Raw genomic sequence first — 20,986 nt, 5'->3', positions numbered from 1 at the left:
ATGACACACTGGAGCGAGAGGTTGACCACAGGCCTCATTGTTGCGCCCATCTACCGTTTGCGAGGTTGACGTGCCGGTGAATCCCACTTCTGGATCACGCCTCCGGGCCGTCACACAAGACCCCGAGACGACTGCACCGGTCAAGAAGACCGTCGCCAAGAAGACCACCACCACTGCGAAAACAGAAACGACTGTGACGAAGACTTCAACGAGCCCCGCCAAGAAGACCGCCGCGAAGAAGACTGTCGCGAAGAAGCCCGCCACCAAGAAGGTGTCAGATCCTTCGGAGGAGGGCAGCGTACCCGCGAGCGTCGACCTGGCCGACGCGCTGGAGATTCCTCCAGCCGACGGTGCAGTCCTCGTCGATGCTCAGGGCAAGAAGATTCTGCCGGACATCCCCGATGAGGAGTTCGAGAAGGATCTGAAAAACGATCCTTCGCTCAAGGAGGACGAGAAGTCGTCCTACACGCTTTCGGCTGCCGACGAGTCCGATGAGCCGGTCCAGCAGGTCATGGTCGCCGGCGCCACGGCCGATCCGGTCAAGGACTACCTCAAGCAGATCGGCAAGGTCTCCCTGCTGACTGCCGGCCAGGAGGTCGAGCTGGCCAAGCGCATCGAGGCGGGACTGTTCTCGGAGGAAAAGCTGGCCAAGGGCGGCCGTCTTTCTGAGAAGTCCCGTGAGGAGCTCGAGTGGATCGTCGTCGACGGCCGCCGGGCCAAGAACCACCTGCTCGAGGCCAACTTGCGCCTCGTCGTCTCGTTGGCCAAGCGCTACACCGGACGCGGCATGCTGTTCCTGGATCTCATCCAGGAGGGCAACCTGGGCCTGATCCGTGCAGTCGAGAAGTTCGACTACACCAAGGGCTTCAAGTTCTCGACGTATGCGACCTGGTGGATTCGTCAGGCGATCACCCGTGCGATGGCAGATCAGGCTCGCACGATCCGTATCCCCGTCCACATGGTCGAGGTCATCAACAAGCTCGCCCGTGTCCAGCGGCAGATGCTGCAGGATCTGGGCCGCGAACCCACTCCTGAAGAACTCGCACTCGAGCTCGACATGACACCTGAGAAGGTTGTCGAGGTCCAGAAGTACGGGCGCGAGCCGATCAGCCTGCACACTCCTCTCGGTGAGGACGGCGACTCCGAGTTCGGCGACCTGATCGAGGACTCCGAGGCCATCGTCCCGGCTGATGCGGTGTCGTTCACGCTGTTGCAGGAGCAGCTGCACGCCGTCCTCGACACGCTGTCCGAGCGTGAGTCGGGCGTCGTCTCGATGCGCTTCGGTCTGACCGACGGTCAGCCCAAGACGCTCGACGAGATCGGCAAGGTCTACGGCGTCACGCGTGAGCGTATCCGCCAGATCGAGTCCAAGACCATGAGTAAGTTGCGTCATCCGTCGCGTTCACAGGTCTTGCGCGACTACCTGGACTGACCCGAGAAGGCCGCTCACGATCCCACGCCTCTTCGGCCTAGGATCGTGAGCGGCTGTCTTATTTGTCTGCGGAGAGCGCGGACAAGCCTGTAGGCTTTCGTGCGTGCCACGGATACGGAGCGTCAGAAGGGCCCGCATCCCACGTCCGTTGCGGGAGCGAAAGCTCTCGCGTCTTCTTGAACGAATTGCCAACGACCTGGGAAGGTCACTGAACGATCTCTTGATCGTTGTGTTGGTCGACGATGACAGCCAGATTCCGTCCGGCGCTGGGCCGTTCACGCTGGTGCCGGTGCACGGCAATATCGCGGGGGCGGCAGCTGCCATGCGGCACCAGCCCTCACCAGACCTGATCCTCGAGATGTGCGCGCAGGTCGACCGGCTCAAGCTCTTCAGGGCTGTCTTTTGGTCTTTGGCCGATGGCGGCCGCTATGTCGCGGTCGATGCGGGAACCCCTTGGTCCGATGCATTGGAATCCGTGCTCCGATCGGCCGAGAGTGGATCGGTTGCTGCTAGCCGTCGGCGCACGGAACTGATCGAGTCGGTTGACCGGCGGAGCAGCGCTGGTAGGACCTCGACGGTCGTCAAGCGGGGAGAGCATCACGGCATCCTTCGACACTCCGACGTCGAGGAGACATTGGCCGCCCGCTACGGGGACGAGTGGGGTCAGGTACTCGCTCGCCGGGACGCATATCAGTACAACTCGCGGGCCGAGGTCATCATGCACGGTGAACCGTCGAAGACCGAATGGCCGCGCGCGATCGACGTACCTGATCTCTCGGTACGTGAATATCGCGATGTCACGTGCCACATGCGCGAAATCATCACCCGGGACAATCTCATTCTTCCTGACAGCTATCGGCACTGGCAGCGGAAGAATCTGTTCCACCGTAGGGTCCATCCGGCCTCCGAGTTCTTCGGGCGGCTCGCCGAGGAGACTCGACGGGGCGAGAGCAGGACCGAGTCGGGAACGTTCTACAGTTTGGACTCGGCCTTCCCAGCACACTTCGGCCACCTGATGACTGAGACGATTTCGCGTTACTGGGGCTGGCGACATGCGGTGCGGTCCTCCCCGGGGATCCGTCCGATCATGACTCACCAGGAGGGAAAGCCGCGGCTTCCCGCCTGGAAGTCGGATGTGCTGCGTGCCCTCGGGATCCGAGTCGAAGACATCTTGTTCGTGCCGTCCGGGGAATCGGTTCGGGTCGACAGGCTCATCGCGGCCATGCCGCAGCTTGCCAATCCGAACTACATCGACCTCGGCATCAGGCAGACCTGGGACGAGATCGCGTCGGGAGTAGGGCCAGATCCCTCAGCTCACGGAAGGCCAGAGAAGATATTTCTCTCACGTCGGCGGCAGACGCAACGGACCTGCAGCAATACCGCGGAGGTGGAGAACTTCTTTGAGTCACAGGGCTTCACGATTCTGCTGCCTGAAGAGCTCGGCTTCGCTGAGCAGGTGCACATCTTTGCTCGTGCGAAGGTCATCGCCGGATTCGCCGGGAGCGCCTTGTTCAACGCGATGTTCAACTCCACCGCGAAGATCCTGGTGTTGAGCAGCCAGAGCTATGTTGCGGCGAACGAGTACCTGATCGCCTCGGTCAATGGCAATGAGCTGCACTACTTCTGGGCTCCGCCGCTGATCGAGCAGCCCGAAGTAGGGTTCTCGGTGGATGCGTACCGGTCTGGATTCGAATTTCCCATCGAAGAGCATCGGTCGGGTCTGTTGTCGGTCATCGAGGGATAACGCGCGCCATCTTGTCTGTCCCGGGCACATAGGAGCTTGTGAGTTAGACTGTCACGACATCGTCGAGCATCTCGGAGAGAAGACCTGTGCAAAAAGCCGGAAGAACACAGCGTGCGGTGCGCATTTTCGGGGCGGGTGTCCTTGCAGCAAGTCTGCTGACCGGTCTGGCGTCGGTGGCCTCCAGCGCGGAGATCGACACCGCGGAGCCCGCTCCAGCAGCGACGACACCACCGGCCGACGAGACTCAGCCCAAGGCGACGACACAGGTTGCGGCCGAGCCCTGGGCAGGCTATCCCGTCACCTTGGAGACGAACTTCGCTCGACCTTACAAAGCGATCTCCAGCAGGGGGAACAGTGACTTCACCCAGCTGAACGACCTGGAACGTATTATCCGCGGGTCGTACCGCGATCCGAGGTCGGGCAAGATCCGTCCGTCGAGCGTGCGTAAGTCCAACACCGTCTTCTTGTCGGTCTCCCGAATGGAAAACTCCTATCGGGTTGGCCGGGAGCTGATCAGGGCCGCCAAGCAGGGTGTCACGGTGCGTGTCATCCATGGCAAGGCCTCACAGTCCAAGGAGTCACGTGCTCTTCAGCGCGCGCTCAAGTCGAGGTCGCTGCGCAATGCGAACTTCAAGATCTGCTCCAAGGGCAAGAGCCTTGCCTGCTTGTCGAGTCTCAACGGCGCGATCATGCACTCCAAGCTGCTTTTGGTCAGCAGCACCTTCACCCGTGACAACAAGCCCGCCAAGGGCGTCATCTGGACCGGTTCGGCCAACCTCGGTGGACCCAGCGGTGAGCGCACCTACAACAACGGTCTGACCGTCTACAACGATAAGAAGTTGTGGTACCAGACCCGCAGGCTGTGGGACGACATGTACGCCGAGCGCAATATCGGCAATGACTACCTGAAATACGTTAAGAAGCACAAGGGACGTTACGGGTTCAGCACGGCGCGACGCGAGGGTTATACCCGGGCCTCAGCCGACTACGGGATGTTCTATTCGAACCTCGCCAATGTGACGATCTACGCGACGCCGATCAGGGCCACGCCGTCCAACGGCAAGGATCCGGTGCTCAACCTGCTGAAGCGGATCGTGCCTGATGACCAGTGCCGGATCCGCTTGCAGGAGAACCGTTTCAAGTACCGCCGCATCGCCGTTGCACACAAGCTGGTCGAACTGGCCGACGCGGGCTGCAAGGTTTCGGTTGTGGCTTTCGAGGATGATCTCAAGGTCAACCGTGTCGCGCACTGCCAGCTGTATATCCGGGTTTGCCGACCGATCCTCGACGTCTTCAAGACCGCTAGTCGCCGCATCGAGGTTGCCTGGGCCAAGCCCCATGACAAGACGATCATGGTTGAGGCGAAGCTGACTCGGAACCGGTTGAACCCCGAGGAGGTGGCGGTCGACGGCACGACGTCTGGCAATTGGCCGTACACGGGCATCCGTACCAAGATCGTCCAGGCTGGCTCGGCGGCCCTCACCGGATCGAACCTGGTCGCCAGCGACGAGATCACCACCGAGACGACCGATCCGGCCGTATATGAGGACTATCTCCAGCATTGGAAGGCGATTTTGAACTCGCGGGAGATCCACAACTACCCGGCCAGATCATCTGGCCGGCCCCTTCGCGTTGTCGGTGGATTCAGGTAGTGGGGTTCGGGGGATCAGACTCCGTCGTCGACCATCGCCGAGGAAGTCGGGCTGAGCCGCTCGGACTCATCATGGATGAGTGCGGACAGTTCGCGGAGCTTGTCTTCATGCTGACGAGCGTGGTGGGCGCAGAACATGAGTTCTCCGCCACCGCCGAGAGTCGCACGGACGTAGGCCTGAGCGCCGCATCGGTCGCATCGGTCGAGGGAGCTCAGCATGGGGGCTGTCAGTGTTGTCACGGTGACCTTCTCTCTGAGCCGGTTGGATGTACTGGTCAACATCCAATCATGACCGGCTATTCCGTGCCCGCGCACTGACCGAATGGTGACTCTCCACATAGATACTCCCCTCCGGGTCCAAACGAACGGAGGCGCGCGGCGCGGCGTGGCGACTGGCGCGTGTCAGGCAACGTTGCGGGGGTTGTGCTGGCTACTGTTGGAGGTGCTCAACCGATTTGCGAAGGAAGCCATCATCGACAGCACGTATGACGCGAGAAACCTCCTGGTCCTAGAAGGATTGGAGGCAGTGCGCAAACGTCCCGGCATGTATGTCGGCTCGACGGATACCCGCGGCCTGATGCACTGTCTGTGGGAGATCATCGACAACTCGGTCGACGAGGCGCTCGGTGGCCATGGTTCGCATATTCTCGTCGCTCTGCATGCAGACGGATCGGTCGAAGTGCACGACCAAGGGCGCGGGGTGCCGGTCGACATCGAGAAGAAGACCGGCCTGACCGGCGTCGAGGTCGTCTACACCAAACTGCATGCGGGCGGAAAGTTCGGCGGCGGTTCTTATGTGGCCACCGGCGGTCTGCACGGAGTCGGCGCTTCGGTCGTCAACGCATTGTCGTCGCGACTTGACGTTGAGGTCGACAAAGGCGGGGCGACCTGGGCGATGTCGTTCAGACGAGGGGTCCCAGGAGTGTTCGCGGGGGAGGGTCCCGACACCGATTTCACCCCGACCAATGAGCTGCGCAAGATCGGCAAGGTCGCGAAGGCGCGCACCGGCACCCGGGTGCGGTACTGGGCCGATCCGCAGATCTTCATCAAGGGCGCCAAATTCTCCTACGAAGAACTGGTCGCACGTGCCAGACAGACGTCGTTCCTCGTTCCCGGGCTCGAACTGGTGATCCGTGACGAACGGGGCGAGGTGCCCAATGAGGAGAAGTTCCGGCACGACGGTGGTATCGCCGAATTCTGCGAGTTCCTTGCGACCGACGATCCGGTGACCGAAGTCCTCCGTCTTCAGGGCGAGGACGTCTTCACCGAGACCGTGCCGTTGCTCGACGCCAAAGGCCATATGACCCCCCAAGACATCGAGCGCACCCTCGGCGTCGATGTCGCGGTGCGCTGGGGTGTCGACTATGACGCGCAGGTCAAGTCATTCGTCAACATCATCGCGACCCCCAAGGGCGGAACTCATGTCAACGGCTTCGAGCGGGCCGTCACCAAGACGTTCAACGAAGTCCTCAAGACGACTCGGCTGTTGAAGGCCGGCGATGCCGACATCATTAAGGACGATGTGCTCGAAGGCATGACGGCGGTCGTCACAGTTCGTCTGGCCGAACCCCAGTTCGAAGGGCAGACCAAGGAGGTTCTCGGGACCCCGGCGGTGACCAAGATCGTCAACCAAGTCGTGGCCCGCGAGCTGAAGGCCTTCCTGACGTCCAACAAGACGGCTCACAAGGCCAAGGCGCGCCTGCTCATGGAGAAGGTCGTCGGGGCGTCGAAGACCCGTCTGATGGCCCGCCAGCAGCGCGACACCCAGCGCCGTAAGAACGCGCTGGAGTCCAGTGCACTGCCTGCCAAGCTCGCCGACTGCCGCACCAACGACGTCGAGCGCTCTGAACTGTTCATCGTCGAGGGCGACTCGGCTCTCGGCACGGCCAAGTCGGCGCGCGACTCCGAGTTCCAGGCCTTGCTGCCGATCCGCGGCAAGATCCTCAACGTCCAGAAGGCCAGCATCGGCGACATGCTGAAGAACGTCGAGTGCTCATCGATCATCCAGGTCGTCGGAGCCGGTTCGGGGCGAACCTTCGACGTCGACGCGGCTCGCTATGGCCGCATCATCTTCATGGCTGACGCCGATTCCGACGGAGCACACATCCGTTGCCTGCTGGCGACGTTGTTCTTTCGGTACATGCGGCCCCTGGTCGACGCCGGACGGGTCTACACGGCCGTCCCGCCTTTGCACCGGATCGAACTGACCACCCCGAAGAAGGGGCAGGAGAAGTACGTCTACACCTATTCCGACGGTGAACTGCAACGCAAGCTCGCCGAGCTCAAGCGCAAGGGCGTCGCGTGGAAGGACCCGGTCCAACGCTACAAGGGCCTGGGCGAGATGGATGCCTCGCAGTTGGCTGAGACCACGATGGAGCCGCGTCACCGCACCTTGCGCCGTCTGACCGTGGACGACGGCGAGGCCGCGGCCGACGTCTTCGAGCTACTGATGGGCAATGAGGTGCCGCCGCGCAAGGAGTTCATCGTGCAGGGCGCCTACGAGATCGACGCCGACATGATCGACGCCTGACCCCGCCAGCTGGTGCGGTTTCCCATGAGGCCCAGGGAAACGCTCACGCACCTAGCGCTGTGACGCTTGGTGTGTGGCAAGAGGCCTAGGCCTCATGGGAAACCGACGACGGTTAGATGACTTGTTCGAGGAGTCCGGAGTCGACGTCGTACAGGAATCCGCCGACCGCGATGTCCGAACTGATCAGGGGGTGGGTCTTGACCCGGTGGACGTCGGCCTGGACCGTGAGACGCTGATCGACGATCGCCCCCAACGTCATCCAGGACGCGTCGGTGCCGGCGCTCTCGGCGATACGCGCCTTGAGCTCGTCCTCGGTCGACGTCGCCATGGCGCAGCGGGTGTGCTCGACGACCAGGATCCGGTCGACCTTGAGCAGCGTCACGCCGAGGACCAAAGCCACGAGGGCCTGGTCGGTGACCCGGCCACCGGGATTGCGCAAGATCTTGGCATCGCCCGGCTGAAGGCCGATCATGCGCAACGGATCGATACGCGAATCCATGCACGTCACCATGGCGACGCCAGCGTGCGCTATGCCGTCGAATCCCGACAAGGAGAAGTCGTCGGCGTATGACTGGTTTGCTACGAGCAGATCATCGAAGTCACTCATGACGATCAGAGTATCCAGCGCTCGCGTGAGTCAGCTGGCGGGTTCCCGATCTTCTCGATCAGGATTTCGCAACAACCAGAACGCGAGTACGGCGGCGATCAGGGCGCAGACGGCCGCCCCGATGAACACGGCGTGCAGTTGGGTGACTCCGGCGCCGATCTGGGCATCTTTATAGGCCTTGCAGAGCGTCGCCTTGCCGTCGCACAGCTCGGCCGCGGGCGGAATCTTGCTGGCTGCGTCGTAGAACGCCCGCAAGCCGATCGTGGTCAGTGCGGAGATGCCCAGCAGCATGCCGACCATACGTGCCACGACGAGCAACGCCGAGGCGACGCCGTGCACGGCGTCGGCGGTGTGTGCCAGTAGTGCGGCGTTGACCGGGGCGATCGCGATACCGAAGCCGAGCCCGCCCAGGATCAGCGACCAGGTCTCGGCGCTGTTGTCGAGCGAGGTCTTGTCCCAGGTCGCCATGTGCCAGAACGCGATGGCGCTCATGAGCATCGCGACTGAGGTCAGGACGTGGGCGGGCAGCCTGCGCAACAGCCAGCCGCCCAGCAATGCGCCGATCGGCAGGGCGATCAGGAATCTGACCAGGACCAGCGCGGCATCGAGCTGTGAGTCACGGTAGACCGTCAGGCGGGCGAAGAACGGAATATCGACCAGCGCCGCGATCAGCGAGGCGCCGATGAAGAACGACACGATCAGCGCGCCCCACGCCGGACGCGAGCTGAGGGCGCCACGGGGGATCAGAGGCTGTCGAGCTCGCCGCTGCCGCACGACGAAACCGCCGAAGGCAAGCACGGCGACCGGCAGGAGCCAGGGTGCATACGGCGAGATCGCTCCGCTTTCGGGTTCGGCCGAGGCGAACGTGACGATGACCGCGCCGAGTCCCAACGTCAGCAGCAGCGCACCCCAGACATCGGTCTCACGGGCCAGGGCGGGCCAGCTGTGCCAATTGATCAGGGGACGGCGGGCCAATATCTGTCGGAGCAGAAACAGCGCCAGGACGGCGAATGTCGCCAGGGCGAGAGGCGTCAGCCAACGCGATTCTCCTGTGACCGGCAGATAGGCTCTGCCGATCTCGACGTCCTGAACGAATCGGGTCGGTGCCAACATGACCAGCGTGGCCCCGGCCAGCGTCACGAGGGCCAAAACAGTTCCGAGGTAGTCGAATCGGGTGCGGTCGGTGTGTCTGTCAGGGCGTGAGAGGCGATCTGCGTCGCGCAAAGCCAGCATCGCGGCGACAAGCACGAGACCTATTGCGCAATTGAGCCAGAAGATCGTGCGCCAGTCGCCGAACGCCAGGACGGCCGCGCCGTAGAGGGGGCCGAGGACGCTGCCGAGTTCTTGGACCGCTCCCACGATTCCGAGCGGGAGACCGCGTTTGTTCGGCGGCCAGAGATCGGCGACCAGCGCCAGGGTCGGGGGAATCAGCCCACCGCCGCCGATGCCCTGTATCAGACGGCCTGCCACGATCGTCTCGAGGTTGTAGGCCGCAGCTGTCACCAGGGATCCGACAGCGAATACGACAAGGGCGCCGAGCAGGACCGGCACGCGTCCGCGCAGATCGGAGATCCGGCCGATGAGAGGCAAGACCCCGACATATCCCAGCAGAAAGCCGCTGACGATAGGAGCGCCGCGCTGCAGCTCGTCGACGTTGAGCCCGACCGTGCTCATCATGTCCGGCAGGGCCAGCACGACGACATATGTGTCAGCCGCCGCGAAGGCGATGGCGATCGCAGCGAACGCCAAGAGGACCTTGGAGGCGGGTCGGATCGTCGTGCCGCTCATGCCGGTGATCGAATCGACTGTGGTCAGGGTGCCTTGATGGTCACGGGCGCGTCGGACGTCTTGAGCCCGACGGTGTAGGTGACGTCGCCGCCTTCGGGGTAGAACTTCCCGGTCAACGTGGCGTCGCGCAGCTGATCATCGTCATCGAGGCGGTACGTGACCTTGAACGTCTGTCCGGTAGCCGCCGAGGGGATGATCGTGGCCACGACACTGCCTGGCAGCGTGCCCTTGATCGTGGTCAGCACGTCTTTGCCGTCTCGCGACTGTCCGCCTTCGGCGATGGATTCGGTCTTGACCAGGATCTGGGAGATGCCGTCATCGGCAGAGAGCAGCGAGGCCGGATCCGGCGCCTTGAGCGAAGCCGGGTCGATCGTCAGGAACGTCGGAGCGAAGTCGGTCTTGGCGTAGACCTTGCCGTCCAGTGCGACGACCTGCGCAGCGAGGCTGGAGCCTCCCGTGATGACCGTGACCTTGCCCTTGAACGCCGGCGAGTGATTGCCCTGGCCCGCGGCCGACAGTAGACCCGTGATGCCGTCGGGCAGGGTCTTGGTCGCCAATGAGATGTCGATCGTCTCGGCCGAGTCCAGGGTCTTCTTCGCGGCCGCCAAACGGTCGGCCAACTCCGAGGAGCCGCCGTCCTTGGCACCCGAATCGTCTGATGAGTCAGAAGAACCGGTGCATCCGGCGAGGAATACGCCGCTGGCGAGCAGGACTGGGAGCAGGTGACGGATACGCACGGGCTCAGTCTTGCACGAGCGGGGGCTGGTCGACCGCGATACTCCCCTGGCGCGCGGGAGGACCGGCCACCGCGACGATGGGCTGAGCGACCGGGACACCGGAGCCATCACGTCGATCGGTCGGCTCGGGCAGGTCGACGGCCGATCCGCTGGTCGCGCACGCCATGGGGGTTCCGTCGCCGACCCATGCCAGCAGGAGACCGTCCTCGCCCTTGAGCAGGCGCTGGCACCGCACACCGCCGGTTGCCCGGCCCTTGGTCGGGTAGATCGACAGTGGGCTGACTTTGACGGCACCGTTCTGGGTGCCGGGCAGCGCATCACCCGAGCCCGCGATCGTGACGACGTTGGCGGCCTCGACATCGCTGACGACTCCGAATGACACGACGCTGCTACCTGCGGCGAGCTTGACTCCGGCCACACCGCCACCGCTGCGACCCTGCGGACGGACGAGAGACGCCGAGAAGTACAGCAGTTGGGCATCGGACGTCACGAAGGCGAGTTGCTCGTCGCCCGTCATGAGCGCGGCAGCCCCAACGACGGCATCGCCATCGGCCAATGAGATGAGTTCCCACTCGTCACGGCTCAGATGATCGGGCTTGACCCGCTTGACGGTGCCTTGTCGAGTGCCGAGCGCAATACCTGGCCCATCCTCGTCGAACGTCATCAACGCCAAGGCGGGCGAACCGAAGTCGGCCACCTCGCTCAGCGGGAGTCCGCCCTGCAGATTGGGGGAGTGAGCTCCTGGCGGCAACGTGGGAAGCTCGAGGACGCTGATGCGTCGCACCGTGCCGGCCGCGGTGATGACGCCGATCTCGGCTCTGGCCGTGGTGCGGACGACCGACACGATCGTGTCGTGCTTGACCCGGCGGTCGACCTCGCCGAAGGGGGAGATGTCCGACGTGCGTGCCAGCAGACCTGTCGCCGAGAGCAGGACCCAGCAGGGATCGTCCGCGACCTCGAGCGGCGCTGCAGCGGCGGTCTTGGTCTGCCCGGAGGATTCCAGCAATACGGTTCGGCGTGGATTGCCGAACTTCTGCGCCATGTCGTTGAGTTCGTCGCCGACGGTCTTGCGCAGCAGGGTGTCGTCGTTCAGGATCGCGTCGAGGGATTCGATGAGCCGGCGCAGCTCGGAGATCTCGTTCTCGACCTCGATACGGTCGTACTTGGTCAGACGTCCCAACGTCAGATCGAGGATGTAGGTCGCCTGGATATCGGACAGGTCGAACACCGCGATGAGACGTTCCTTGGCGGCCTTGCGGTTATCGCTCGCGCGGATCAGCTGGATGACCTCGTCGATGTCGACGAGAGCCAGCATGAGTCCTTCCAGAACGTGCAGGCGATCTGCGGCCTTGCCGCGCCGGAAGGTCGTCCGACGACGGACGACGTCGATACGGTGCGCGAGATAGACCTCGAGCATCTCCTTGAGACCCAGCGTTCGGGGCTGACCGTCGACCAGCGCCACGGCGTTGATGCCGAATGAACTCTCCATCGGAGTGCTCTTGAACAGCTGCTCGAGAATCGTCTCCGGGATGAAGCCGTTCTTGATCTCGATGACCAGGTTCAGGCCTTTGTGCCGGTCCGTGAGGTTCTTGATATCGGAGATGCCCTGCAGCTTCTTGGCCTGGACGAGCTTCTTGATCGCCTCGATGACCTTCTCGGGTCCGACGTTGTAGGGCAGCTCGGTGACGATGATGCCCTTGCGCCGGGGTGTCACGTTCTCGATCCGGGTCGTGGCCCGCATGCGGAACGAGCCATTGCCCGTCGCGTAGGCGTCGCGGACGCCCTCCAGGCCGACGATCTTGCCTCCGGTGGGCAGATCGGGGCCGGGTATGAACCGCATCAGATCGTCCAGGTCGGCCTTCGGCGACTTGATCAGGTGCCGCAGAGCTTGGACGACTTCGATCAGATTGTGCGGGGCGATATTGGTCGCCATACCCACGGCGATACCACTGGCACCGTTGACCAACAGGTTCGGCAGTGCCGCCGGGAGGACGACCGGCTCGGTCTCCCGCCCGTCGTAGTTGGGTCGAAAATCGACGGTGTCCTCGTTGATCGACGCCGTCATCGCCTCGGCGGCGGCGTCCATGCGGATCTCGGTGTAACGCATCGCGGCCGGAGGATCGTCCTGCGAGCCGAAGTTCCCGTGGCCGTCGGCCAACGGCAGCCGCAACGACCAGGGCTGCACCAGGCGGACGAGCGCGTCGTAGATCGCACTGTCGCCGTGCGGGTGCAACCGGCCCATGACCTCGCCGACCGGACGGGCGCTCTTGACGTGACCGCGATCGCTGCGCAGCCCCATGTCGTCCATCGTGTAGAGCAGACGTCGCTGAACGGGTTTGAGTCCGTCGCGGGCGTCGGGCAGCGCACGTGAGTAGATGACCGAATACGCGTATTCGAGGAAGCTCGACCGCATCTCGTCGCCGACATCGGTGTCGAGGATGTGCTCCTCGAACTCTTCGATGGGTGCCTGCTTGCTGCTCCGGGCCATGCCTGCCTCTCAAGAGATTGCGTCGCTGTCTATTTTCACCCCCTGACCATTGGTGGGTGTCACCGCCACGCCGGGACCCGACCCGATAGGTTTGTACCGTGACCATTGAGGTGCATCCCGTCGAGCACTGGGAAGCCGACGTCCTGCTCAAGGATGGTCGTGTCGCGCAGTTGCGACCGATCCTCGAAGCGGACGCCGACCGCCTGGTCGAGTTCTACTCGCGCGTGTCGGAGGAGTCCAAGTACTTCCGGTTCTTCGCGCCCTATCCCAAGCTGTCCGACAAGGACGTCAAGCGCTTCACGACAGTCGACTACGACCGGCGGGTCGCGTTCGTCGTGACAGTGCATTCGACGATCATCGGCATCGGCCGCTATGACGCGGTCTCCGAGGACGAAGCCGAGGTCGCCTTCCTGGTCGAGGACGCCCATCAGGGCCGTGGTGTCGGCCAGCTCCTGCTCGAACATCTGGCTCAGGCAGGCCGGGAACGCGGCATCAAGACGTTCGTGGCCGATGTGCTGCCGTCCAACTCGCGGATGCAGCAGATCTTCCGTGAGATGGGCTATCAGGTCCAGGGCATGATCGAGGACGGCGTGCAGCGCCTGATCTGTCAGATCGACGCGACGGATCTGTCGATCGGCGTGATGCGGGCCCGCGAGCAGCGGGCCGAGGCAGCCTCGATCGAACGTATCTTCCGGGCGCGCAGTATCGCTGTCATCGGCGCCAGCCGTCGCCAGGGATCCATCGGTCAGGCCATGGTCCGCAACCTGGTGCTCGGCGACTTCGGCGGAAGCGTGTACGCCGTTAATTCGCAGGCCGAGGCGGTCTCGGGTCTGCCCGCGTACAAGACCGTCCAGGACATTCCCGGCGATGTTGACGTCGCGATAGTCGCAGTTCCGGCTGATTCGGTCCGCGAGGTCGTACTCGACTGCGCCGCCAAGGGAGTTCACGGCCTGGTCGTGATCTCGGCCGGATTCGCCGAGGAAGGTCCCGAGGGCCGCCGTCGGCAGCGGGAGCTGCTCGGACTCAGCAGGTCGTACGGGCTACGACTCATCGGGCCCAACTGCCTCGGCATCATCAACACCGCGCCCGAATTGCAGCTCAACGCCTCACTGTCGCCGTCGATGCCACCACAGGGACGAGTCGGATTCTTTTGCCAGTCCGGAGCGCTCGGCACCGCGATCCTCGAATCCGTGTCACGGCGAGGTCTGGGTCTGTCGACGTTCGTGTCGGCCGGCAACCGCGCCGACGTGTCGGGCAATGACCTGTTGCAGTACTGGCAGGAGGACGACTCGACCGAAGTCATCTTGTTGTACTTGGAGTCGATCGGTAACCCCCGCAAGTTCTCGCGCATCGCCCGCAGGGTCTCGCGCACCAAGCCCATCGTCGCGGTCAAGTCGGGGCGGTCGACCCAGGGTGTTCCGGTGGGGCACACGGTTGCCCGCACCTCGGCGCCGCAGTCCGCGGTCGACGCAATGTTCCGGCAGGCCGGGGTCATCCAGGTCGACACCCTCGACGAGATGTTCGACGTCGCTCAGCTCCTGGCCCACCAGCCGCTTCCGCGCGGCAACCGCATCTCGATCGTCGGCAACTCCGACGCCGTGGCGCTGATCGTCGCCGACGCGGCTGCTGCAGCAGGCCTGCGCGTCACCGAACCGGTCTCGCTGGGCGCCGATGCGACGGCCGACGACTTCGAGATAGCCATCGAGACGGCGATTGCGAGCCCCGACATCGATGCTCTCGTCGCGGTCTACATCCCGCCGCTCAACACGACCGGCGAGGACGTCGCCGATGTGCTCGCGGCCGTCGGCGAGCAGTCCGACAAGCCGATCGTCTCGACATTCCTCGGCAGTGAGGGCGTCCCGGTGCTGTTGCGGGTTCCCGATCTCCTCGGAGGCTCGGCAGGTCGCGGTTCGGTGCCGTCGTACGCCGCGCCCGAGTCAGCCGTCCGTGCCCTGGCCAGAGTCGTCAACTACTCGGAGTGGGCTGCCCGCGAGCACGGCGAATTCCGTGCCTCGGACGAACATCGCACGGGTGACGCGCGCGCGCTGGTGCGGGACGTGCTCGCGATGGCGCCGCGCGGTGCCATCTTGTCGACCGATCAGGTACATGCCCTGCTCGCCTGCTACGGCATCGATCTGTGGACCTGGATCAATGTGCACACCCGGCAGGAGGCCATCGACGCCGGCGAGAAGCTTGGCTGGGACGTCGTCCTCAAAGCAGGAAGCGAGCATCTGCGCAGCCGTCCCGACATCGCCCACATCTGGCGGGGCATCGCCAACGCCGACGAAATGGGCGAAGCATGGGACCAGCTGACCAGCTGGACCGGCATGCGCAAGGACACCAAGTTCTTCGTCCAGCGAGTCGCGCCTGAAGGGGTTCCGGTCTCGTTCAGCGTCACTGAGGATCCGTTGTTCGGTCCTTTGGTGTCATTCGGATTGGCCGGGGCACCGAGTGAGCTGATGGGAGATCGCTCCTACGGGATCCCGCCACTGACAGATGTCGACGCCGAGACCATGATCGCCAATCTGCGTTCGGCGCCACTGCTCTACGGCTACCGCGGTTCAGAGCCGGTCGACGTCGATGCGCTGCAAGACGTCATCGTGCGACTCGCCGCGATGAAGGATGACCTGCCGGAGATAGCCGAGCTCGATTTGGAGCCGGTTGCCGTCCACGCCAACGGGTTCACCGCGTTGAGCGCCCGGGCCAAGGTTCTTCCTTCGACGGATCGACGCGGCGAGTGGTACGTACGGCGGCTCAGTCAACCCGCACCCATGGGCGATACGCTCGCGTGATGACCACCGACCAGACCGCGGCCCTCTTCGATGAGGTTTCACGTAGCGGCTACTACCCGGAGATCGTCGCCGAGGGTCTCAGGGACGCCCTGGCCGGCGAGATCGTGCATGGCTACGTCCTGCATCACGAGCCCACCTTCGACCGCGACGAGATTCGCCGTCACATGACCGTGCTCGCACTCACGACGAGCAGGCTCATCTTGTTGCACACCGATGAGCATCCCGGCGACGATCTGCTGCCCACGCCGTACACGTCGACAAGCTCTGAGGCCGTCGCGTTGAGCCAGGTTCGTTCGGTCATCGTCACCCGCATGGTGACGTCGAAGAGCAAACAGCTCGAAGAGGCGCTGCTCACAATCGGCTGGGGGGCGGTGTCGCGGGTGGAGCTGGAACCGGCCCGATGCGGCGATCCCGAGTGCGAAGCCGATCATGGATATTCCGGCAGCCTCACCGGCGATGATTTCTCGCTGCGATTGGCTGCCGCCGGCGATGGCGGTGCGGCGGTGGAGCGACTGCTTGGATTCGCACGTACCTTGTCGGCCGCCACGACCGGCCGGACTTCATGAGGGCCGACGTTCCCGGCATCGGTGGACGCGCCACGATCGACCAGATCATGCCGTCCGTCGGGGCTGCTTTGGGCGTCGACGGGCTGACCAACAGTCTGGGTCTGCCCGAAGCTCCGCGATGTGTCGTGTTCCTGGTCGACGGGATGGGCCTGGACCTGCTGCGTGAGCACGCCGATGCGGCTCCGTTCCTGTCGTCGCTGGCCAATGTCGAGGATGTGGTCTGCGGAGTACCGTCGACGACGGTCACGAGTCTGACGTCGCTCGGCACAGGCGTGCGCGCCGGTGAACACGGGATGGTCGGTTACACGAGTCGAGTCCCCGAGACCGGCCAACGGCTCAACTCCCTGAAATGGGACCAGCCCTTGGATCCTGCTGTCTGGCAGCCGTATCCCACGGTGCTGCAGCGGATGTACGACGCCGGAATCTCGGCGTCCTCGGTCAACGATGCCCGCTTCGAGGGCACCGGTCTGACGGTCTGCAGCCAACGCGGTGTTCCGTTCCACGGCATCAATTCGGTCTACGAGCGACTCGATGTCGTGCTCGACGTCATCGAGTCGAGCCCGCGGTCCGTCACATACGCATACGAGTCGCGCCTCGACCACACGGGGCACAGCAAGGGCTGCCGCTCAGACGAGTGGCGCACGATGCTCACGACCATCGACACCGAACTCATGGAGCTTCGCGACGAGTTGCCGCGTGACACGCTGCTGATCGTCACGGCCGACCACGGAATGCTCGACCTGCCGCTCGAGGACAGGTTCGACGTCGACCTGGAACCGCGTCTGCTCGACGATGTGACCCTGTTGGCCGGCGAGGCCAGATTCCGGCACCTGTACACCCGGCCGGGTGCAGAGACTGACGTCGCGGCTCGCTGGCAGGAGATGTTGGGGGAGCGGGCCGTCGTGCGCACGCAGGACGGTATCGAGGACTGGTTCGGTCCGATTTCTCCAGGCGTCCGTGGTCGTATCGGCGACGTCGTGGTGGCATCGCTGGGCGAGTTCGGGGTGTTCTCGTCCCGTGAGTTCGCGATCGAACTCAAGATGACCGGATTCCACGGTTCGATCACCGATGCCGAGCTGAAGATTCCGGTACTCGTCTCGACGTAGAGGCGGGTCGGGCACTCGTGACCCAGAGCAATGCGGGTGTCTCGGCTCTGCCAGGCTTGCCGGGTGGCACACCAATACGTCGACATCGAGCTGACGGTCAAAGAGGTACGACCCGAGACGCGCCAGCACCTCAGCGTCGTCTACCAACGACCGCGCGGGTTCGACTACGAGCCCGGCGACTGGGTCGACCTGCACTTCGGATCTGATCTTCGCGGCGGCAAGACCTACTCGCTGTCGTCGTCCCCGACCGAGCCCGACTTGATGATCACCTTCAAGGAGGGCCTCAGCGAGGTCAAGAAGACTCTCGCGGCGTCCAGGCCGGGTGACTCGGCCACGATCACGGCATATGGCAACGACTACGAGTTCCACCTCAACGAGCACCGCGACAGCGTCCTCATCGCGGGCGGAGTGGGCGTCGCGCCGTTTCGCAGCATGATCAAGGAGATGGTCGACAAGCGCAGCAGGGGTTCGGTGGAGATGGTTTACCTCAACCAGACCGATGCATTCTTGTTCAAGGACGAGTTCGACGCCTGGCGGACGGAGCTCGTCGACGCCCGATTCGACTACCTGGTCACCAAGGGACTCAAGCGCAAGGAGCGCGAACGGTTGCTGAGCGGCCTGATCAGCGTCGAGGCCCACCACTACTTCGTTGCCGGCCCGGAAGGCATGGTCGAGTCCACCGAGGAACTGCTCGACGCAATAGGTGTCGACCATGACGACATCCGCATCGACAGCTTCGGCGGGTACTAGCACCCCGATCCAGCTGCGAGTCAGCCGAAGCCGTCCCCGGTCACGGTGCCGACTGCGGCAGGTCAGCCGAAGTCGGCGAACAGCTTGTCGTAGACATAGCCATCCTTGAAGGAGACTGACATGTACTGGGACCTGTCGCAGGTCTTGTACTCCCGGCCCTGGTATCCGCCGGCATCGTAGAAGACCTTGCCCGACGTACCCATCTTGGAGGTGACGGTCGATTTCGAATCGCCATATTTGACCCGGTTATAGGCCGATTTGGTGGCGCATCCCCGCGGCTTCTTGCCCTGCTTGATGGTGAGGGACTGGGTCTTGGTCTTGGTATGAGTCTTGCCGTAGAGAGGCGCGCTTCTACGTTGGTAGATGTCCACGGGGCTGTAGGTGCTGTACGGGCGGATGTCGTCGCCGATTTGCAGGTTTTCCTCGTAGGTGAAGAAGTCGCCGCTGTGGAGTTCGACTTCGCTGACGGTGGCCCCAACCAGAGCGCAGGTCAGCGTGTAGTCCTCGACACCCCACACCCCGGTGACGGTGCACCTGGTCCACCAGATGCCGCCATCGTTCTCCCAGCTGGGGAGCTCATCACCTCTTGAGATGGCAAGCACATTCGTCGGTGCCATCTTGTAGGTGCGATACTTCACGGTTTGGGTGACCTGGTATTTGCCGGCTTTGAGCTTGACGCTCTTCTTTTTCTTCGCGAGCGTCTTACGGCCCTTTTTCACCGTCAGGGTCTTGCTACTGACCTTGACCTTGCCGCTGGTGGTGACGCGCGGCTTGATTGTCGTGGACTTCTTGTACGGAACCGTCTTGGACGCGATCGGTTTGATCGTGACTTTGTTGCTGGCGGCCTCCGCTGGCACAGCGGACAGGACGGTCAAGGACAAGGCGCCGGCGATCAGCATCGGCATGGTGCGGGGCATCGCATTTCTCCTGCTTCGTGGCGCTCGATGTCCGTACGCCGTGCAGTAGCCACACTAGTGTCTGCGCGGTGCAACCATCGGTGATTGGATTGTTTCAGTGTCCGAGACACGATCACGATGTCTTGGCTGAGAGCCAGCAATGAGAGAATATCCAGGTGGCGGACCTCAACTTCTACAGTGGCACGATGGACTGCGGCAAGAGCACCTTGGCGCTCCAGATGGATCACAACCACCGGGCTCGCGGACGAGTCGGGCGAGTGTTCACGTCACACGATCGCGCCGGCACCGCGACGTTGTCGAGCCGCTTGGGATTGGCCGTCGCCGCGATCGAGGTCGACGACTCCTTCGACTTCTGGCAGTTCACGGTCGACGAGCTGACCCAGGGTGGTCGCATCGACTACTTCGTGTGCGACGAGGCGCAGTTCTACACCGTCGAACAGATTGACCATCTCGCCAAGATCACCGACGAGCTCGCGATCGACATCTTCGCATTCGGCATCCTGACCGATTTTCGGACCAAACTGTTCTCGGGATCATTACGGTTGATCGAGTTGGCCGACCGGGTGCACACGCTCCAGGTCGAAGCCCTGTGCTGGTGCGGCGAGCGGGCCACCCACAATGCGCGTACCGAGGATGGCGTCATGGTCACGGAAGGCGAAGTCATCGTCGTGGGCGATGTCGACGACATCGACCGTCCCGTACGCCAGGTGGGGTACGAGGTGCTGTGCAGGCGGCACCATCGTCGCCGGATGACGACGGCTACCGCGAAGGCTGCTGCGATGTCGCCCGACGTCCTGCCGTTCGACTGAGAGCCGGTTCAGTCGGACTTGTCGCCGAACATGATCTCGTCCCAGCTGGGGACGCGACGACGTTCGTGACGCTTCTTGCGCGGGCCCATAGTGTCGGGAACCGCGACATTGGTTTCGAGGGAATCCTCGAAATCGTCGGCGACGGTCTCGACCTCGGGCGCCTGAGACTCGGCCTCGGTCTCGCTGATTGCCAACTGCTCCAGGGCCCGCCGATCGCGAGCCTCCTTGAGCGAGGAGACGCCGGTGAGCGGCTCCTGGACGGCAGGAGCCTCCGGGAGAGCCGGCTCGTCTTCCTGCGCAACGGGCTCTTCGGGCTCCAGGGGCAGTGGCTCAGCCGGACGTCCGGGTGAACGCACCGCGTCGGCGATTGCCATGTCGGCCGAATCCGGCAGGGCGACATCGCCGACCAGATCGTGGGCGTACTCATCGGCCGGCATGACGTAGCGGCTCTTGACGTCGAACAGGAAGGTCGCAGGCTGCGTACGATCCGCAGGAGTGACGACAACGGTCCAACGGCCGTCTTCGCGTCGCCAGGCATCCCACAGCGCGGCTTCGGGCACACCGCCGGCCGTCACGATGTTGTCGTCGACCAAGGTACCGAGCAGCACACCGGCGCCACCGATGTGCTTGCGGCGGATCGTGGTCTTGCGGGCCTGCTCGCACATGAATTCGCGCTCGGCGAGCACCGGTCCGGCGAAGCCGCTGATGCTCTCGACCGTGACGCCTGCGGAGTCGGCCACCGATTGGGGAGATTCCCCCCGGCGGATTCGGGTCTGGATGTCGCGCGGGCTGAGTGAACTTTCCATGCGGATCTCCAACTGGCCGGAGCTGCTTCCGGGACGGGACTGCCCATTGTGCGGGGACTGTGAGCCGATCAGGGAAGTGAGACGTTGATCAGCTGGGAGGCGGAACTTGTCGCCTGTTGTGACATCACGTGCGACGAGGAAGCGCTTGTCGTCGCTCCAACCCTCGATCCTCAGGTCACGCATGTCATCGCCTTCGATATTGACGTCTTCGGGTGGGCGTTCACACGAAGTGTAGTTTTCATCGTAGGCGGGCGAGCCACGGA

Annotated in this window: 16 protein-coding genes; 9 read left to right on the top strand and 7 right to left on the bottom strand. The window is 63.6% G+C overall.

Annotated elements, in window-relative coordinates; all coding sequences use genetic code 11:
- Nucleotides 1-70: 70 nt before the first annotated feature.
- The 3 genes from ACXJKC_RS07870 to ACXJKC_RS07860 all read left to right on the top strand — a co-directional run bounded on the left by ACXJKC_RS07870 (nt 71) and on the right by ACXJKC_RS07860 (nt 4,828).
- Nucleotides 71-1,432, top strand: coding sequence for an RNA polymerase sigma factor (locus tag ACXJKC_RS07870; RefSeq protein ID WP_456696137.1), 1,362 nt, complete (start codon nt 71-73; stop codon nt 1,430-1,432).
- Nucleotides 1,433-1,661: 229 nt separating this feature from the next.
- Nucleotides 1,662-3,176, top strand: coding sequence for a glycosyltransferase family 61 protein (locus ACXJKC_RS07865; protein WP_456696151.1), 1,515 nt, complete (start codon nt 1,662-1,664; stop codon nt 3,174-3,176).
- Between the two features lie 116 nt (nt 3,177-3,292).
- Complete coding sequence (locus ACXJKC_RS07860; protein WP_456696136.1) at nt 3,293-4,828, top strand: phospholipase D-like domain-containing protein; 1,536 nt, start codon at nt 3,293-3,295, stop codon at nt 4,826-4,828.
- A gap of 14 nt (nt 4,829-4,842) precedes the next feature.
- Here ACXJKC_RS07860 and ACXJKC_RS07855 read toward each other — a convergent pair whose 3' ends face one another.
- Nucleotides 4,843-5,109 (bottom strand): DUF7455 domain-containing protein, encoded by a 267-nt coding sequence (locus ACXJKC_RS07855; protein WP_456696135.1) that lies wholly within the window; start codon nt 5,107-5,109, stop codon nt 4,843-4,845.
- 160 nt (nt 5,110-5,269) lie between these two features.
- Between ACXJKC_RS07855 and ACXJKC_RS07850 the strand changes: the two genes are divergently transcribed.
- The gene (locus tag ACXJKC_RS07850) at nt 5,270-7,357 is read left to right on the top strand and encodes a DNA gyrase/topoisomerase IV subunit B (protein WP_456696134.1); all 2,088 of its coding nucleotides are present in this window, start codon (nt 5,270-5,272) and stop codon (nt 7,355-7,357) included.
- Nucleotides 7,358-7,469: 112 nt separating this feature from the next.
- Here the strand turns inward: ACXJKC_RS07850 and ACXJKC_RS07845 are convergent, their stop codons facing one another.
- From ACXJKC_RS07845 to ACXJKC_RS07830, 4 genes are read right to left on the bottom strand one after another with little or no spacing between them, the layout of a single operon-like run.
- Nucleotides 7,470-7,964 carry a beta-class carbonic anhydrase gene (locus ACXJKC_RS07845; protein ID WP_456696133.1) on the bottom strand — a complete coding sequence of 165 codons (495 nt, stop codon included), beginning with the start codon at nt 7,962-7,964 and terminating at the stop codon, nt 7,470-7,472.
- 30 nt (nt 7,965-7,994) lie between these two features.
- Entirely contained in the window at nt 7,995-9,752 is a 1,758-nt protein-coding gene (locus tag ACXJKC_RS07840) for an MFS transporter (protein WP_456696132.1), read from the bottom strand.
- 23 nt (nt 9,753-9,775) lie between these two features.
- The gene (locus tag ACXJKC_RS07835) at nt 9,776-10,489 is read right to left on the bottom strand and encodes an LppX_LprAFG lipoprotein (RefSeq protein WP_456696131.1); all 714 of its coding nucleotides are present in this window, start codon (nt 10,487-10,489) and stop codon (nt 9,776-9,778) included.
- A gap of 4 nt (nt 10,490-10,493) precedes the next feature.
- Nucleotides 10,494-12,977: a DNA gyrase/topoisomerase IV subunit A gene (locus ACXJKC_RS07830; protein WP_456696130.1), complete on the bottom strand. Its 2,484-nt coding sequence runs from the start codon at nt 12,975-12,977 to the stop codon at nt 10,494-10,496.
- 98 nt (nt 12,978-13,075) lie between these two features.
- Between ACXJKC_RS07830 and ACXJKC_RS07825 the strand changes: the two genes are divergently transcribed.
- From ACXJKC_RS07825 to ACXJKC_RS07810, 4 genes are all read left to right on the top strand, one after another.
- Complete coding sequence (locus tag ACXJKC_RS07825; RefSeq protein ID WP_456696129.1) at nt 13,076-15,769, top strand: bifunctional acetate--CoA ligase family protein/GNAT family N-acetyltransferase; 2,694 nt, start codon at nt 13,076-13,078, stop codon at nt 15,767-15,769.
- Nucleotides 15,769-16,335, top strand: coding sequence for a DUF5998 family protein (locus tag ACXJKC_RS07820; protein ID WP_456696128.1), 567 nt, complete (start codon nt 15,769-15,771; stop codon nt 16,333-16,335). Before ACXJKC_RS07825 ends, ACXJKC_RS07820 begins: the two co-directional genes overlap by 1 nt.
- The gene (locus tag ACXJKC_RS07815) at nt 16,332-17,441 is read left to right on the top strand and encodes an alkaline phosphatase family protein (protein ID WP_456696127.1); all 1,110 of its coding nucleotides are present in this window, start codon (nt 16,332-16,334) and stop codon (nt 17,439-17,441) included. The genes ACXJKC_RS07820 and ACXJKC_RS07815 overlap by 4 nt, the downstream gene beginning before the upstream one ends.
- Before the next feature lie 63 nt (nt 17,442-17,504).
- Nucleotides 17,505-18,191, top strand: a complete 687-nt coding sequence (locus ACXJKC_RS07810) for a ferredoxin--NADP reductase (RefSeq protein ID WP_456696126.1) — start codon at nt 17,505-17,507, stop codon at nt 18,189-18,191.
- Between the two features lie 62 nt (nt 18,192-18,253).
- Here the strand turns inward: ACXJKC_RS07810 and ACXJKC_RS07805 are convergent, their stop codons facing one another.
- A complete protein-coding gene (locus ACXJKC_RS07805; RefSeq protein WP_456696125.1) occupies nt 18,254-19,090 on the bottom strand; it encodes a hypothetical protein in 837 nt (278 codons plus the stop codon).
- 173 nt (nt 19,091-19,263) lie between these two features.
- Between ACXJKC_RS07805 and ACXJKC_RS07800 the strand changes: the two genes are divergently transcribed.
- A complete protein-coding gene (locus ACXJKC_RS07800) occupies nt 19,264-19,917 on the top strand; it encodes a thymidine kinase (RefSeq protein ID WP_456696124.1) in 654 nt (217 codons plus the stop codon).
- 8 nt (nt 19,918-19,925) lie between these two features.
- Here ACXJKC_RS07800 and sepH read toward each other — a convergent pair whose 3' ends face one another.
- The gene (gene sepH / locus ACXJKC_RS07795; protein ID WP_456696123.1) at nt 19,926-20,906 is read right to left on the bottom strand and encodes a septation protein SepH; all 981 of its coding nucleotides are present in this window, start codon (nt 20,904-20,906) and stop codon (nt 19,926-19,928) included.
- Nucleotides 20,907-20,986 lie beyond the last annotated feature (80 nt).

The sequence above is a fragment of the Aeromicrobium sp. P5_D10 genome (assembly GCF_054049535.1).
The sequence above is the reverse complement of the archived record's forward strand: the minus strand, read 5'-3'. Positions and strand labels throughout refer to the sequence as shown.